The organism is uncultured Fibrobacter sp. (assembly GCF_937877005.1).
Classification (GTDB): Bacteria; Fibrobacterota; Fibrobacteria; order Fibrobacterales; family Fibrobacteraceae; genus Fibrobacter.
Window position 1 is genome coordinate 13674 of record NZ_CALEFV010000256.1, and the last position, 15562, is coordinate 29235.

The 15562-nt window shown below is 50.5% G+C and carries 14 protein-coding genes and 1 tRNA gene; 7 read left to right on the forward strand and 8 right to left on the reverse strand.

The window, feature by feature from the left end; genetic code table 11:
- Positions 1-576 carry a dephospho-CoA kinase gene (gene coaE, locus Q0628_RS11485; protein ID WP_298771143.1) on the reverse strand — a complete coding sequence of 192 codons (576 nt, stop codon included), beginning with the start codon at positions 574-576 and terminating at the stop codon, positions 1-3.
- A 12-nt stretch (positions 577-588) separates the two neighbouring features.
- Positions 589-1458, reverse strand: coding sequence for a DMT family transporter (locus tag Q0628_RS11490; RefSeq protein WP_298771145.1), 870 nt, complete (start codon positions 1456-1458; stop codon positions 589-591).
- A gap of 81 nt (positions 1459-1539) precedes the next feature.
- Between Q0628_RS11490 and mscL the strand changes: the two genes are divergently transcribed.
- Positions 1540-1983 (forward strand): large-conductance mechanosensitive channel protein MscL, encoded by a 444-nt coding sequence (gene mscL, locus Q0628_RS11495; protein WP_298771147.1) that lies wholly within the window; start codon positions 1540-1542, stop codon positions 1981-1983.
- Positions 1984-2120: 137 nt separating this feature from the next.
- On the opposite strand, the gene recF is transcribed toward mscL, so the two are convergent.
- From recF to Q0628_RS11515, 4 genes are read right to left on the reverse strand one after another with little or no spacing between them, the layout of a single operon-like run.
- Complete coding sequence (gene recF, locus Q0628_RS11500; protein WP_298771149.1) at positions 2121-3356, reverse strand: DNA replication/repair protein RecF; 1236 nt, start codon at positions 3354-3356, stop codon at positions 2121-2123.
- A complete protein-coding gene (locus Q0628_RS11505; protein WP_298771151.1) occupies positions 3353-4447 on the reverse strand; it encodes a hypothetical protein in 1095 nt (364 codons plus the stop codon). The genes recF and Q0628_RS11505 overlap by 4 nt, the downstream gene beginning before the upstream one ends.
- 2 nt (positions 4448-4449) lie before the next feature.
- Positions 4450-6033, reverse strand: coding sequence for a hypothetical protein (locus Q0628_RS11510; RefSeq protein ID WP_298771153.1), 1584 nt, complete (start codon positions 6031-6033; stop codon positions 4450-4452).
- 34 nt (positions 6034-6067) lie between these two features.
- Positions 6068-6697, reverse strand: coding sequence for an outer membrane lipoprotein carrier protein LolA (locus tag Q0628_RS11515; protein ID WP_298771155.1), 630 nt, complete (start codon positions 6695-6697; stop codon positions 6068-6070).
- A gap of 122 nt (positions 6698-6819) precedes the next feature.
- On the opposite strand from Q0628_RS11515, the gene Q0628_RS11520 reads away from it, so the two are divergent.
- Entirely contained in the window at positions 6820-7950 is a 1131-nt protein-coding gene (locus Q0628_RS11520; protein WP_298771157.1) for a hypothetical protein, read from the forward strand.
- Positions 7951-8131: 181 nt separating this feature from the next.
- Here the strand turns inward: Q0628_RS11520 and Q0628_RS11525 are convergent, their stop codons facing one another.
- A complete protein-coding gene (locus Q0628_RS11525) occupies positions 8132-9190 on the reverse strand; it encodes a hypothetical protein (protein WP_298771159.1) in 1059 nt (352 codons plus the stop codon).
- A gap of 160 nt (positions 9191-9350) precedes the next feature.
- Between Q0628_RS11525 and Q0628_RS11530 the strand changes: the two genes are divergently transcribed.
- The 5 genes from Q0628_RS11530 (at position 9351) to nudC (ending at position 15160) form a co-directional block, all read left to right on the forward strand.
- Positions 9351-10784, forward strand: coding sequence for a glycogen/starch synthase (locus Q0628_RS11530; RefSeq protein WP_298771161.1), 1434 nt, complete (start codon positions 9351-9353; stop codon positions 10782-10784).
- Positions 10775-10848: transfer RNA gene (locus Q0628_RS11535), tRNA-Ile, on the forward strand. Before Q0628_RS11530 ends, Q0628_RS11535 begins: the two co-directional genes overlap by 10 nt.
- A gap of 188 nt (positions 10849-11036) precedes the next feature.
- Positions 11037-12311: a saccharopine dehydrogenase family protein gene (locus Q0628_RS11540; protein ID WP_298771163.1), complete on the forward strand. Its 1275-nt coding sequence runs from the start codon at positions 11037-11039 to the stop codon at positions 12309-12311.
- Positions 12312-12325: 14 nt separating this feature from the next.
- Positions 12326-14224, forward strand: coding sequence for a biosynthetic arginine decarboxylase (gene speA / locus Q0628_RS11545; protein ID WP_298771165.1), 1899 nt, complete (start codon positions 12326-12328; stop codon positions 14222-14224).
- Between the two features lie 78 nt (positions 14225-14302).
- Positions 14303-15160 (forward strand): NAD(+) diphosphatase, encoded by an 858-nt coding sequence (nudC, locus tag Q0628_RS11550; protein ID WP_298771167.1) that lies wholly within the window; start codon positions 14303-14305, stop codon positions 15158-15160.
- Positions 15161-15210: 50 nt separating this feature from the next.
- Here the strand turns inward: nudC and Q0628_RS11555 are convergent.
- Positions 15211-15562: hypothetical protein (locus Q0628_RS11555; RefSeq protein WP_298771169.1), on the reverse strand; the 352-nt coding region annotated here is incomplete at its 5' end.

Here is a 15562-nt window from a genome sequence, read left to right on the forward strand (position 1 = left end):
TTAGATTTCTTCGATTAGCAATTTGATAATTTCAGCAAGTCTTGTCTCGTCAGCCGAATTATCTATAAAACGAACCGTTTTACCGGGAAATTCCTTTTCCCAGTAATCAGCCGCGCTACGACCGCGCTGAAGCGCGATTCGACGAAGAGCATCATTCTCCGAAAAGCCCCTATTTTCAACAAGGCGCTTTAGGCATACCTCTTCAGAAGCCTCCACGACCCAGATTTCCCGTAAATGAGCAACTAGGTCGGGAACATTTTCGAAAAGAGCCGCTTCCACAAAAGCAGGATTTTCACGCAACACGTAAGCGGTTAGCACCGGATACACGAGCGACTCCAAGCGTTTTCGACACGAGTCATCACTAAAAACAAGATCGGACATGCGTTTTCGGTCTATACCCTCTTCCGTCAGCATATCCTTGCCGAATTCACTGGCAATCGCAGTTCGTAGCACATTGTTGTCTCGGTACAGGTCGCGTACAGCAGCGTCGGCATCAATCACGCAAAACTTATGGTCCCGCAAAATACGGCCCACCAAGGATTTGCCCGCACCAATCGATCCCGTAATACCAATCATTATCTGCTCCTATTACTTACCCAAGGCTATCATGCAAATACCGAGAATCACGCCCAAAAGGGCAACAAACTTCATCTTGCTCTTGCGTTCCCTAAAGAACAGAATCCCCGAAAAGAACGAGATTAGCACACTTGAGCGACGGAACACCGTAATAATCGAAATCAACGCATCCGGATCGCTCACCGCAACAAAATAACATCGGTCGGCTACGATCAGGAGAACTGCCACTAACACGATAGACCAGCGAAATTTGAACGGCGTCGTCTTGTGGCGACGCGGAAACCAGGTTACCGCACAGATAACAAACTGCCAGAGCATCATGTAGATACTGAACCAAACCTGCACCGTCAAGGGGTCAAAACTCATGCGTTGCAGGATAAACTTATCATAAACACCGCTACAGGCAGCTAGGATGGTCCCGAGCACCATGCAGATGACCCAACCATTACTAAAGAAATGGCCCATTTCCTTTCGACCAGCAAGGCTGAGTCCCACATAGGAGCAAATACAGATTGCAACACCCACCCATTGCAGGGCGAATGGACGCTCACCCATAAATGTCACGGCGATAAAAATGGTAAAAACAGGCGCAAGGGCACGAATCGTGGTCGCGATGCTCAAGGGCAGGTGCGCGAGCGCATTATAGGTCAAAATCCAGCTTCCCCCCACGATGGCCGCCTTGCCAAAAAGGTAAAAATGACTATGCAAAGGCAAATTTTCACAATGGCCCGTAAATAGGAAGGGGAGCATAAAAAGAGCATAAAATGCGCTGCACAGGAACAGCGTCACACGGACGGCGTTATCCTGCACCGATTTCTTTTTAGCAAGATCGTAGCATCCCAAAAAGAATGCCGATAATAGGGCCAGTATAAACCATGACATAGCACACACAATTTAGAAAACACTCTTGCCAAGGTAAAGTTTTAAACTATTTTTTATTCAACTTCAACAAAAGGATCCAATATGGGTATCAAAGGAAAAGCATCATCCCTTATCGAAGAATTCAAGGCCTTCGCATTTAAGGGCAATATCGTCGACATGGCCATCGGTGTTATCATCGGCGGAGCATTCGGCAAAATCGTCACCTCCTTCGTGAACGACATCGTGATGCCGGGCGTCACGGCGATTATCGCCATGGGCGGCGGCAAGGATGCAGGCGAAGGCCTCAAGGCTCTCGCCTACACCACGGCAAACGGCGTGACCATCCCGTACGGCAACTTCATCGGCGGAATCGTCGACTTCCTGATCGTTGCCATCGTAGTCTTCCTCGTCATGAAGAAGTTCCTCGGCTTCATGCAGAACATGCGTAAGCAGGAAGCTGAAGCTCCGGCAGCTCCTCCGGCTCCTCCTGAACCGTCTGCCGAAGAAAAGCTTCTTACCGAAATCCGCGACCTGCTGAAAAAGTAAAAAGTACCGAACACACTCGCCCAAATGCGAGTATGTTCGCGCAGGATAGTCTTAGGGAGGACAAAGTCCTCCCTTTGCTTTTTTCTTCTGCACCATTGACATCCACAAAGAAACTTGTATCAAGTGCAAGGCAGGTCTTAGGGAGGGCAAAGCCCATCATTGTCTTTATTCACCTTAATTTCAGCATCAGCGCTAAATGGCAATTCCTCAAGTTGAGGGGTTGCTATAATGACCTGACCACTCTTTTCGCGAATCAGCGAGGCTACCGCGTCGCGACGCTTGACATCGAGTTCCGCAAAAATGTCATCCAGCAGTAAAATCGGCTTACCCACATAGCGCGAAGCGACATCGACCGCCGCAAAACGCATGGCAATGGCCGCAGAACGACACTGTCCCTGGGACCCTGCCGAACGCATTTCCGTCATACCGATACTCACGCCGAGGTCATCCTTATGGGGCCCCGATAGCGTAATCCCCTGAGCCCGCTCCGCAATGGACAAACCTTCCAGCTTGCGACGATATGCATCGCGCAACGCGTCCTCATTTACCGTTCCATCTATAGAGGCTCCAGACACGTCATAGGGCGTCGCGGAATCCGCAACAAGACTTGTTTCCGCAAAAGTCCTATCCAGATCATCGTCATCCAAAAAGTCAGCACCATCCAGCGCATCCAATTCCTTGAGAATAGAACTTTTGTATGAACAGGTTATTTCATCCACACCGCCCGAAAGCCTTCGGTAATAAGTCGTAATAATCGGTGAAATTTCATTGGATAGCGCAATGCGCGCCACCCAAAGACGGGCACCCAAATCGACCAACTGTTCCGTAAGTACCTGAAAAAGGTCCTCTCCTCCCGTCGCGAATCCCTCGCGCCTGAACTGTCTGAGCCACTGATTTCTCTGTTGCAAAACGCGGCGGTATCGTTTCAGAACCGATGCATTCGCCTTGGACCTATAGCAAAGGATTTCATCGAGCCAGCGACGACGCACTTCAGGAGCACCGCGCAACAGTTCTATATCGGAGGGTTGCATAATAACCGCAGGCATGCTACCGAAAAAGGCAGTCGGTGTCTTGCGGGATTCGCCATTGTCACGAACTTCGCAGGATTTCCGTCCGACGCGAACAGCACGCATCGTAGTTCGATCCATTTCCAGAAAGGAACCCCGTAAAATGAACTCTTCTTCTTTCCACGAAATCATCTCCTTAATATCGCGAGCCCTAAATGAAAAGCCCTGCGCAAGAAGATAGATAGATTCCAGTATAGAGGTTTTGCCACAGCCATTTGGCCCGTGAACCACGGTAATGCCCTGGCCGAACTCCTGTTCGAAACCAGAAAGACTGCGAACACCATCTATAAAAATTTTTGAAATCACGGAATATAGCCCCGCAGGCCAAAACTAAGCGGAGTCCAGATGCCCGCCTCGGTTTCGTAGATTAGGGCGTAGTTCACATCGAACGGAACCTTTTTCTTGCCGATACGAATCTTGAATTTGTAGCCGGCGCCCACAGTCCAATCCAGATTATCCATACCCAGTCGCAAAGTGCCATCGGGAATGACATCACATTCAAAACCGACGCGGCCTGTCCAGACATGCATATCCGGATCAAATGCCAATAAGGTGTCTGCCACCTGGTAATCAATCGCTTCCATCCAGGCATACACGGGTTTACCCATAATTTTGGAACGATACCCGACTCCGACCTGCAATACTTTCGGGCGAACGCCTTCCGTACTTTCCACCGAATTATCGGTGCTGGTATTCTTGTTCCACTTTGCAGACAAGTTTTCGCTAAAGCTCAAGTTACGGATGACGACCGATGTCGACCATTTTTCATTCCATTGACGAAGCCAGCTCAGATTAATCGTCACAGGGCTACGATAATCATCCACTAGTTCAATTCCATCGTAATACTCAGAAATATCCATGTTGTCATAACTCATCGAAAGCGAAAGGCCGAAGGCATCGCGACGGGTCACTCGATAAGCAAAGCCTAGATACATCATGGTGAAATAGGGCGTCGCCGTTCCCACAGTTTCATCATCTTCGTTTATCACGTCAAAGGCGAGATCGCCACGATAAAGCATCGCAAAGCCCACGCCCATACGCTTGCCGACGGGGGTTTCAATGCCCAGCGAACCGCCCATACGGTCCAGGTCACGTTTTTCGGCACTTAACGAATAACCAAAGTCTTCACGAAAACCGAGAATGGCCGGATTCCAATACGCAGCGGGCATCGATGCCGTATCCGCAGAGCCCGTGTTGCCACGACCCAATTCGCGAGTGCCAGCGCCCATACGTTCTACAAAACCATCGAAACTACCAAGTGTAGCCTTCTTCCCCGCAAACGCCGATGCCGTTAAAAGCAAAAGCATTACGAATATAAGACCTAGATCCTTCGACGCGCTTCGCTTGCTCAGGATGACACTCTCTCGTCTTTCGTCTTTTGTCTTTCGTCTAAGCATAATCACTTGTGCCCTCCTAAGGTCATCACCTTACCCCAGCCTACATGACCGTGATTATCTTTGACACGCACATAGTAGACACCCATCGTGCAGGGTCTGCCAGCCTTGTCGTATCCATCCCAGAAATCTTCCTTGGGATTGGTGCTACGCGAAGCATCCGCATCGCGATGGACACTCTTTACAATCGTACGAACCTTGCGCATATCATAGCTGAACACATCTATTGTTATTTTCGACTCCCTGCTTACCTTATACGAAACGAGAGACTGGTCTCCCGCCGTAATGACCGAAGGAACCATTCGAATAGATCCTAAGTCGTCGCCCAGTTTAGCACGATTCAAGATCGTACTCCATGTCTTCCCCGAATCCGCCGAAACAGAGATTCCGTTTCCATAGGTCGCAATAGCAAGTCCCGTCACATTCTTTTCTAGCGGGAACGAACAGATGGAAGTGACGATTGCGTCGCGGTCGGTTGCTCCCGTACCATAGCCATAGAGCCACTGATTCTTACCATCATCATCCTTATCCCAGGCACGGATACCTTTAGAATCCAACCTAAAATAACCACTCACGGAACCTCCCGAAGAAACAACCGCCACGTAAGCTATGTTCCCGATAAAGGCAACTCCACTCACGGTATAGTCGCCATCGTCGTACACATCCTTCTTCTGCACCTTACCCGTAGTATCTAAAAAATCTACCTTTGCGAAATCCTCTGCCCCCAGCATCAATCGCCAAAGAGCACCCTTCAGGCTTGCCCCTTTTCCCATGTAAGACGTTTCCGCCACAACTTGCAAAGGATTTCCACCCATCCAAAGTCCCGTAACACGAGCCGCGGTATCTAGTTTCGCCGAAACCTTGGATACCTTGCCGTCAGCAGTCCTTTTCCAAAGGCCCTTGGATGTCGCAAGCCACAAATCACCTGTTACCGGATGCTGTTTCACATCAAAGATGTGAGGATTCTTCTTGCTTTCCCATTTGTAATTCGATTTTGCGGAATCCAGTTGGCCCGTTTTCAGGTTCAACTGAAACATTCCCTGTTTCGGACTACTTCCCGAGACATCGTAAAGCCCGAGACCTGCTGCACCACGGGCAATCCAGAGTTGTTTTTTAGAGGAGTCGAACGCAAAGCCACTCACTGCATAGAACATGGCCGTATCCAGGTCATCCATCGCCTCGATTACCGAAAGCGGTGTTTCAACGACATTATCTGTCGAACGTACCGAGAAAAATCCAGCCGGCTGCAAATGATTGCCATCATCATCGAGACCAAACATCGGAAGCACATAACCTAACTTCCCCGCATAAATCGAGGAAGTTCGGCGGTGCTCGGCCAGGACATCACTAAAAATGCCATCCTGTACCGCCGTCATGGAATCGGAAACCTGTTCCTGACTTGATTCCACCACCTGAACACCATTTGAGCCAACCTTCAGCGAAAGTTGCGTCACTCCGCTATAAATGTCTCCACGCGAAAACACCCAGAGACTCCCCGTCTTTCCGGTTTCGTTCACATTTAGCGCATAGTTGCTAAACAATGTTTCAGCAGCAAAGGTTGGAGCCACTAGCGCAAACGCAGTAAGCAAACAGATTCTTCTAGAAAAAGCATTTTTCATAAGCTTATCGCATGTCGATTTCATCGACACCCTTTACCGGTTTATACTTGAAATCCTCGTTAGAAACTTTCTGCATCACCTTCAGATTCACGATATTATACCAGGAAGCGTTGCCCGAAGGATCCACCGTAAAGAGACGTACTGGTGAAAAATCCATCTTGGATAGCCAGACTTCCATTTGTGTGAACTGTCCTGCATATTTAGACGGATCCAGTTTCAAGACCCAAAGTTTCTTTCCAGCAAAATTGCCCTCTCCAATTTCCTTGGCCTTGCAGTTCAGGTACTTGAACAATAATTCCGAAGGATGCAAGGAACTAGAAAGGTCCTCGACGGCCTTGATCAGCACCTGTTTCTGTTCAACATTATGCTGCCACAGGTTTTCGCCATCGCTATAGAAGCGAATTCCAGCCATATCCAGAACAAATCGGTCACCTTCCGCCACGAGGAGCTTACCATCCTGCGAGGCGATATCCGGAGAATCCGCATAAAAAACCTGAACCCTAAAATCAAGGCTCCAAGCCTTGCCCGACTTGAACCACTTCTTTGACTTTTCCATAGCCTCGTCGGCAGAGATAGCCCAGGAAGACACTACAGCGAACAAAATAGCGCTTACGAAAAAAAAGAAAGGTTTCATAGGACTCCATATATAAGGAATATGGGCAAATTTACAAAATTACGGACCATGAAGATTGGCTTTTCGCTACAGATATTTCTATCTTTGTGCAAGAAAATTTTAATTCTTATTGGAAACTCTGTATGCGCAAACTGATTTTGCCTCTTGCCGTAGCAGCTGCCACCGCAGCATCCGCTGCAGATGTCGCCGTCCATGGCGACATCAATATGGACTACGCGAGCTACTTTGACAAGGACTTTGACCCGACCAACGCCGGTAACCAGGATATTGATCTCGCCTTGCATGCCCACCTTGACGAAAACATTTCCGTTATTGTCATGGGAACGACCCACAGTACATTTGTGGATGAAAATGGCGACTTGCAGGAATCAGAAGTCCGCCACGGTCTAGCCCGTTCCACCGCCATGGGTTCGGAAGGGCGCAACAATTCCTTTGACTTCGACGGAGTCCAGTTCCGCTGGGACGTGAGCCACCAGGTAACCCTGGTCTTCGGCGACATGACCTATAGCGCTGGTGCATTCAACTACTACTTCTGGCGCGACGTTTCCCGTTACGCTGTCATTACTCCCGAACAGAAGCTCCGCGGCGTTGGCTTGGATGTCGGTAACGAAAAATACGGAAAGGGCTCTTTCTACCTGGGCGCATCCGACAATACGGATCACACGCTTGCCATGTTCGTCACATACGCCTTTCCGCTTATCAACCATACTGACGAGCACCTGATTATCACCCCGAGCCTCGACTGGGTGTTCGGTTCAGAAATTGACCGTACCCATACCTACGTCCTCGGTACCGAAGTTGACTGGTCTAAGAGCTACGAGAAGTTCAACTACGGCATCTATGCCGTGTGGGGTCTGCACCCATACAAGGGACAGGGCGTCCACTCCTTCTTGCTCGAACCCAGCATGAACTACACCATATTTAACTTGGGCCTCTCTTTCTTCTACGCCATCACCGATAAGGAATACGATGCAGAGCCCCAGCTGCTGACGGAAGACCAGATGCTGTTCGCCGTTGAACCGAGTTTCAACATCCACAAGAAATACACTATGGGCGTGAGCTTCGAATACCACGATCCCGATGCAGAAATTCACGGAGACGACTTCAAGTTCCTCGGCATGAACCACTACATCTACCCGACTATGAATACCGAAATCGTCGTTTGGTACGGCTACAACTTCACCGATACTGACAACACCCCGTTCGGCAAGGGCAGGTTCTCCCTCGGTTTCAGCGGCAAGGCTAGCTTCTAGAGTTTGACGTTCAGAATTTGACGCTCGGCTTTGCCGAGCGTTTTTTTCTCAAGACGATCCTTGGAATATCCTTATATAAAAGAAAGGCGAGATTAATCTCGCCTTTCTTGTTAAACATTTGAAGTTTTACCTAAGCACTTCAAATCAGAGCTCAGGGAGCTAAGCGCCCTTAAAGCTATAGTTACTGACCGAGGTACTTGCGGCCAATGCCGAATCCATCCTTGTATTCCACATAGTCCGGCACGAAGTCCTTGGCAAAAGAGAAGGAGACATTCACGGAGCACTGGAACTCGTTCATGAGTTTGCCCTTGGTGCCAGCCTTGATGGCCTGCTTCTTCTTTTCAATCTTTTCCTGGCCTTTCTTGCCAACGAGTACTTCGGCTTCGCACCAGCCACCGCTCACCTTGGCAACGGCTTCGCGGCCGTCAGTAGAAACGACCTTGATGCCAGCCGGATCAAGTTCGGTATTGTTGCCAGTAGATGCCCAGAACTGAAGTTCACCAGAGAGAGAACCCGGTGCAATCTTGATGGTCGGGAAAGCCATCACGTAACCCCACTTGTCGACGCGGCGGCTCACCGGTTCACCAATCTGTTCACCGAAGATCAGGAAGTAACCGCGAGTACCCTTGCGGCTCTTATTCAAAGCCGCCTTGACTTCGGCATTTTCCGGAGCCATTTCGGCAATCTTCAAAATGTGGTATTCGCTCACGACCGGATCAGACTCACCGACAGCTTCGGAGAGATTCTTGGCAACGTAGGCATTTTCGGCTTCGGTGCGGATTGCCTTGACGGCGGCTTCACCAGCGCCCTTGGCCTTGGCCGTAGCGAGAGCGGTATCAATCTTGGCAAAGGCATTCACGATTGTCGCATAATCCATGCCCTCCTGTGCGGCCTGCTGCTTACCGATGGTAGCAAGCTTCGTCACATACTCTTCAATTACTTCGGGATTCTTGACTTCAGCCATGTTCACGGAGGCCTTGTCAAAATAGCCATTCAAGAGGTCACTGTTCAAGTCCTTCTTGGCTTCTGCTTCGGCCGCACGAACCAAGGCAAGCGTAAAGTTGTCATAGAACTCGTCTGACATGCTACCCTTCTTCTTGGCTTCCAAGTAGGAATTGATGGCGTTACGATAACGACCTTCCTGAAGATGTTCGTCACCGCGCTTTTCATTTGTGCCCTTACAGCCAACCATCGTAAAGGCGACAGCGGCAGCGAGAGATGTGATAAGGAGTTTATTCATTTGTGTTTCCTTTAGTTAATAAATAATCTCATTTATACTATATAATAATACAGTTTTGACTATAAAATTTTTTCAAAGCCATTCCTTTATAAAAATAATTAAATAAATTTATGCAAAACCGGCCCCAATAGTAAATTTTTATTTGGAGAACGCATTAGGCATGAACATTCTCGTCGTAAGCCCCGAGGCAGGCAACTGGACCAAGACCAGTCCTCTTGCCACTGCGGTCAACCGTATGACCGACGCATTCGCTTGCGCCGGAGCAAAGGTTTTGACCTGTTCTCCGCTTTTTCGAGAACTGATGGTAGATATCGACAGCTACCAATGTGTCTATTCCGGGACCGAAAAGCTGCAGAACAAGCCCTATGAAATTTGGGTGTCCGAGAAGGATCCTCTGCACACCTACATTTACAGCGAAGAATTCTTCGGCAGGCCCTATGTATATGGTCCGCCACAGAGCACTCCGTACCCGGACAACCATATCCGGTTCGCGTTCCTTGCTTCAGCAGCCCTCGCCTACGCAGAAGCAAGTCATTTCGAGTGTCAAGCCATTATGGGCCACGAATGGGGCGGAGCCCTGGTCGGTGCCCTGGCACAAACCGTCTATAACGATTTCGCCTCGAAAATACCATTCTTCTTCAACATTCACAACATCACCTACGACTTCCATATCGGCTCCAGCGAAATTGAAAAGATTGGGCTTCCCCGCAAGGATTTCAACATGGATGGATACGAATTCTGGGGTAAAGTGAGCCTGCTGAAGGTCGGTATTCTCTATGCAACCAAGGTCCTATTCCCATCGCCGGGATATCGCGACTCCATGCTCAGCACAAATCTCCCTGGAGGCATTAGTGGATTCCTGAACAGAAATGCCGACAAGCTTATCGGAGTCCAGTTCGGTGTCAGCTACCAGGTTTGGGATTTCAACAGCCAGGAAAACCTTCCCATCAAGGCAGCAAAGGCAAAAGCCAAGGAGGCGCTCCAACAACAGCTTTCCGTTAACTTTGGCGGGAAGATGGTGCTCTATGTTCATTTGGACGAAGAATCCGGCAATACTTCGGAAACCTTAGCTACAATTCTCTCCGACATCGCCAGGCTCGACATTTTCATCATAGTAGGCATATCGTCCAGCAACAACGAATGGAACTACTACAAAGACTTCGCCATGCAGTATCCGGACATCATGTGTCTGCGGGATCTCAACAGCGACAAGGACGACAGTACGCAGCAGCTGCGCAACACCCTAGCTGGCGCCGACATTCTTTTCGCAGCGAACCTCCGGGAGCCGTCCTCGTCCATCATTCTCAAGGCGATGGCCGCAGGAACCATTCCGCTCACAGGACGCAATGTGGGCGTGTCGATGATGCTGACCAGCTACTCCCTTGAAACAGCTGGCGAAGCGAACGCATTCCTTGTCGACGACGCAAATGCCCCGCACCAGATGCTACGCTGCACCAAAGACGCCGTCCATGTCTACAAAACCGAAGTTGCTGACTGGGACAAATGCGTAGTGAACGCCTACAGCGGCTTTCATTATGAATGGACACGCACGATTTCCAAATATTTATTAATTTTGGGCGAACTGGGACTTTAGCTCAATTGGTTAGAGCAGCGGACTCATAACCCGCGGGTTCCGGGTTCAAGTCCCGGAGGTCCCACGAGAAGCCCCGTAATCACTAGGATTGCGGGGCTTTTCTTTTTTTCAAGTTCAAATTATTGGACATGTTGACATTATAATCCATAAGACCTCTACTGGCAGTCCGCGATTACAATACCCATTATTGAGTTCACATTCGTTTTTTCCTACATTTGATATAAAGATCAACAAACGAGGAACAAACAAAAAATGGCAAGAGCATTGATTATCGGTTGTGGCGCCGTCGCCACGGTTGCTATCAAGAAGTGCTGCACGGCAAGCGAAGTGTTCAGCGAAATCTGCATCGCTAGCCGCCACCGCGAAAACTGCGAGAAGCTCGCTCAGGAACTGCGCCCGAACACGAAGACGGTCATCACGACTGCCGCCGTGGATGCGGACAAGGCCGAAAATGTCTCTAAGCTCATCAAGGAATACAAGCCCGACCTGGTGATGAACATCGCACTCCCATACCAGGACCTCGCCATCATGGATGCCTGCCTGGAATGCGGCGTGAACTACATGGATACGGCTAATTACGAACCCGAAAACATCGACGATCCCGAGTGGCGCAAAGTCTACGACAAGCGTTGCAAGGAACAGGGTTTCAGCGCCTACTTCGACTACAGCTGGCAGTGGGCTTACAAGGAAAAGTTTGAAAAGGCCGGCCTCACGGCTCTGCTCGGTTCCGGTTTCGATCCGGGTGTTTCGCAGGCCTACTGCGCCTACGCCCTCAAGCACCAGTTCGACACCATCGAAGAAATCGACATCCTCGACTGTAACGGCGGCGATCACGGCTACAAGTTCGCCACCAACTTCAACCCCGAAATCAACCTCCGCGAAGTTTCCGCTCCGGGCAGCTACTGGGATACCGACGAGAACGGCAAGGGTCACTGGGTTGAAATTCCGGCCATGAGCATCAAGCGCGTGTACAACTTCGACCAGGTCGGCCAGAAGGACATGTACCTCTTGCACCACGAAGAAATCGAATCCCTCGCCCAGAACATCCCGGGCGTCAAGCGAATCCGCTTCTTTATGACGTTTGGCCAGAGCTACCTCGACCACATGCGCTGCCTCGAAGACGTGGGCATGCTCAGCACGCAGCCCATCAAGTTCCAGGGCCAGGACATCGTGCCTATCCAGTTCCTCAAGGCACTCCTTCCGGACCCGGCAAGCCTCGGTCCCCGCACCGTGGGCAAGACGAACATCGGTTGCATCTTCAAGGGTACCAAGGACGGCAAGCCGAAGACCTACTACCTGTACAACGTGTGCGACCACCAGGAATGCTACAAGGAACTCGGTAGCCAGGCTATCGCTTACACCACTGGCGTTCCGGCCATGTGCGGCGCCATGATGGTGCTCACCGGCAAGTGGAACAAGCCGGGCGTACATACCGTGGAAGAATTTGATCCGGATCCGTTCATGGAAGCCCTCACCAAGTACGGCCTCCCGTGGAAGGAAAACTTCAACCCTGTTCTCGTTGACTAGAGAGACTCAGAGCAATGAAAAAATGGCGCATTGACGATTCCCGCGACTTGTACAATGTCAAGGGTTGGGGCGTGAACTTCTTCGACATCAACGAAAAGGGCCACGCGACGGTTCATCCGCTCAAGGAAGGCGGCCCGGACATCGACCTGTACGAACTCGTGCAGGAACTTTCGCTCCGCGACGTTTCTACTCCGATGCTGCTTCGCTTCCCAGATATTCTGGATAGCCGCATCGAGAAGATTAACGAGTGCTTTAACAAATCCCGCCAGGAATACGGTTTCAATGGGAGCTATTACAGCATCTTCCCGATCAAGGTGAACCAGCAACGCGCCGTGCTCGAAGAAATCGTCAGCCACGGCAAGAAGTACAATATCGGTCTCGAAGCCGGTTCCAAGCCGGAACTGCACGCAGTCCTTGCAAACATGGACAATCCGGATTCGCTGATTATCTGTAACGGCTACAAGGACGAAGACTTCATTGAACTTGCACTCCTTGCTCAGAAAATGGGCAAGAAAATCTTCATCGTCGTCGAAAAAATGAACGAGCTCCACCTTGTGGTAGAACTTTCCCATCGAATCGGCGTGCGCCCGAACATCGGAATTCGCATCAAGCTAGCCAGCTCCGGTAGCGGCAAGTGGGAAGAATCCGGCGGATACCACAGCAAGTTCGGCCTGAACAGTTCTGAATTGCTGGAAGCCCTGGACTACATCAAGCAAGAGAAGATGGAAGACTGCATGAAGCTCATCCATTTTCACTTGGGCAGCCAGATTACCAACATTCGCCACATCAAAAGCGGTCTTCGCGAAGTCTCTCAGTTCTACGTGCAAATTAAGAAGATGGGCATGGGCCTGGAATTCGTGGACGTAGGCGGCGGCCTCGGCGTCGATTACGACGGCACCCGCAGTTCCAATGCAAGTTCCGTGAACTACTCCATTCAGGAATATGCGAACGACGTGGTGTACGCCATGTTCGAAGCTTGCGAAAACGGCGGCGTCGCTCACCCGAACATCATCGCGGAATCCGGACGTGCACTCGCAGCACACCATTCCATCTTGGTGTTCAATGTCTTGGAAACCGCCGGTCAGGCGTTCTTCGACGAGAACACGCACGAGATTGACGACGACGCTCCCGATGCATTGAAGGACTTGTACGGTATCTACAAGGGACTTACCCCGAAGAACCTACTCGAGAGTTGGCACGATGCCATTCAGTTGAACGACGATGTGCTCAACGGTTTTAAAGTCGGCGATTATGACCTGCCTACGCGCGCCATGTGCGAACGCCTGTTCTGGAGCATCGTGCGCAAGGTGGACCAGCTCGCGAAGGACTTGCGCCATCCGCCTTACGAACTCAGCGAACTTCCGCGCCTCTTGGCGCAGAAGTACTTCTGCAATTTCAGCTTGTTCCAGAGCCTGCCCGACAGCTGGGGCGTGGACCAGGTTTTCCCGCTCATGCCTATCCAGCGCCTGAACGAAGAACCAACAGTCGAGACAACCATCCAGGATGTCACTTGTGACTCCGACGGTAAAATTGACATGTTCGTGCGCGGTGGCGATGTGAGCCGCACGCTCCCACTGCATGAACTCAAGAACAATGAACCCTACTATATCGCGGTCTACCTCGTAGGAGCCTATCAGGAAATCCTCGGCGACTTGCACAACCTCTTCGGCGATACGAATGCAGTCCACATCGTCTGCAACGACAAGGGCGGCTACGAAATCGACAAGGTGATTGACGGCGAGTCCGTTGAAGATGTGCTTGACTATGTGAACTTCAGCGACAAGGCTCTCGTGCGCACCATGGAAAACTGGGTGTCACGTTCCGTAAAGGAGGGTAAAATCACCCTGCAGGAAGGCAAGGAGTACTTGAACATCTACCGTGGCGGCCTGTACGGGTACACATATCTGGAGTAGGAATTAGATATGAAATGTGAAGTGAGTAATGAATTATTACTCATTACACACTACATGTTGCGTCAAAGGATCTAAGTTATGATTCATGAAATTGCGCCGCATAAGTTGAACAACGAGTTTCGAGTACAGGACCCGAAACCGACGGATTTTTTGATTCATTACAACGGTTCCAAGACGCTCCTCAAGAAAAAGGGCGAAGGCTACATCATCCCGCAAGTAGGGGAACTCCTTGCGATCGAAGGCAAGACACTCGACGACTTCGAAGGCCATTATCTTTTCAGCATCGACGACACCGCTTTCTTCTTGGACAGCAGCAAGGCGACAGTCGAAGCAGAAGCTCCCGCCGGCTATGAATACATGGGCAACCGCACCTTCCGCGGCATGAATCCCTTAGAACGCATGGGCGGAGCCACTGCTGTACACATCGCCCACTGGGAATCGCTGAACAAGTTCTGCGGACGCTGCGGGAATATCACGATTCGAGGTGACCGCGAACGCTCCATCATCTGTCCCAAGTGTGGCAATATCGTTTACCCGAGAATTTCGCCCGTCGTGATTGTTGCTGTGCGTAACGGAAACAAGCTCCTAATGGCGCACAATATCGACAACCCTAACCCGAGGCTCTTCCTGATTTCAGGATTCGTAGAAATTGGCGAAAGCCTGGAGCAGGCCGTACACCGCGAAGTCATGGAAGAAGCGGGCCTCCGCGTGAAAAACATCCGTTACTTCGGTTCGCAGCCGTGGCCCTTCAGCGACTCCCTCATCGCAGGCTTTACCGCAGAACTCGACGGCGACGACACCATCCACATGCAGCAAGAAGAACTTTCCGAAGCCATTTGGGTTAAACGAGAGGATATTCCCGAATACGAGACCGATGTCAGCATCAGCTGCTGCCTCATCGAGAACTTCCGCCGTGGATTTACGATTAACCCTTAATGTCTTCTCGGACTTGGTCCGAAACAGACTCTTTTACAAAAAAAAGGCCATCACTTTTTGCTTGTATCCGCCGGAGCCGCAGCAGGTTCCGGCTTCGGAGCAAGCATCACGAACAAGGTGTCGTGTACTACGACCGTATCGCGCACGTACACCGTATCCGGTTTGCAAACGGCCACCGCAGTGGAATCAGCCAATGCGATCTCTGCACCAGATGAAGATTCCGCAACGGTAGATGATACCGCAGCCTTTGCGCTTGAAGAGGATTGCGCCGTAGACGAAACGGCCTGTGAAGACGAACTTACTGCCTTCACAGAAGAACTTGACTTTGCAACAGCCGAAGACTTGCCCTTATTCTTTTCTTCCGCCTCGATTTTCTTCATCAGGTCTTCGGCGAGTTTTCCG

Bases quoted from the DNA above. Each gene is read 5' to 3' on its own strand.
- Q0628_RS11505 (WP_298771151.1), bottom strand. From the start codon at position 4,447: ATGCTTAGACGAAAGACAAAAGACGAAAGACGAGAGAGTGTCATCCTG.
- Q0628_RS11520 (WP_298771157.1), top strand. From the start codon at position 6,820: ATGCGCAAACTGATTTTGCCTCTTGCCGTAGCAGCTGCCACCGCAGCA.
- Q0628_RS11540 (WP_298771163.1), top strand. From the start codon at position 11,037: ATGGCAAGAGCATTGATTATCGGTTGTGGCGCCGTCGCCACGGTTGCT.
- mscL (WP_298771147.1), top strand. From the start codon at position 1,540: ATGGGTATCAAAGGAAAAGCATCATCCCTTATCGAAGAATTCAAGGCC.
- nudC (WP_298771167.1), top strand. From the start codon at position 14,303: ATGATTCATGAAATTGCGCCGCATAAGTTGAACAACGAGTTTCGAGTA.
- Q0628_RS11530 (WP_298771161.1), top strand. From the start codon at position 9,351: ATGAACATTCTCGTCGTAAGCCCCGAGGCAGGCAACTGGACCAAGACC.
- Q0628_RS11525 (WP_298771159.1), bottom strand. From the start codon at position 9,190: ATGAATAAACTCCTTATCACATCTCTCGCTGCCGCTGTCGCCTTTACG.
- Q0628_RS11515 (WP_298771155.1), bottom strand. From the start codon at position 6,697: ATGAAACCTTTCTTTTTTTTCGTAAGCGCTATTTTGTTCGCTGTAGTG.
- coaE (WP_298771143.1), bottom strand. From the start codon at position 576: ATGATTGGTATTACGGGATCGATTGGTGCGGGCAAATCCTTGGTGGGC.
- Q0628_RS11490 (WP_298771145.1), bottom strand. From the start codon at position 1,458: ATGTCATGGTTTATACTGGCCCTATTATCGGCATTCTTTTTGGGATGC.
- speA (WP_298771165.1), top strand. From the start codon at position 12,326: ATGAAAAAATGGCGCATTGACGATTCCCGCGACTTGTACAATGTCAAG.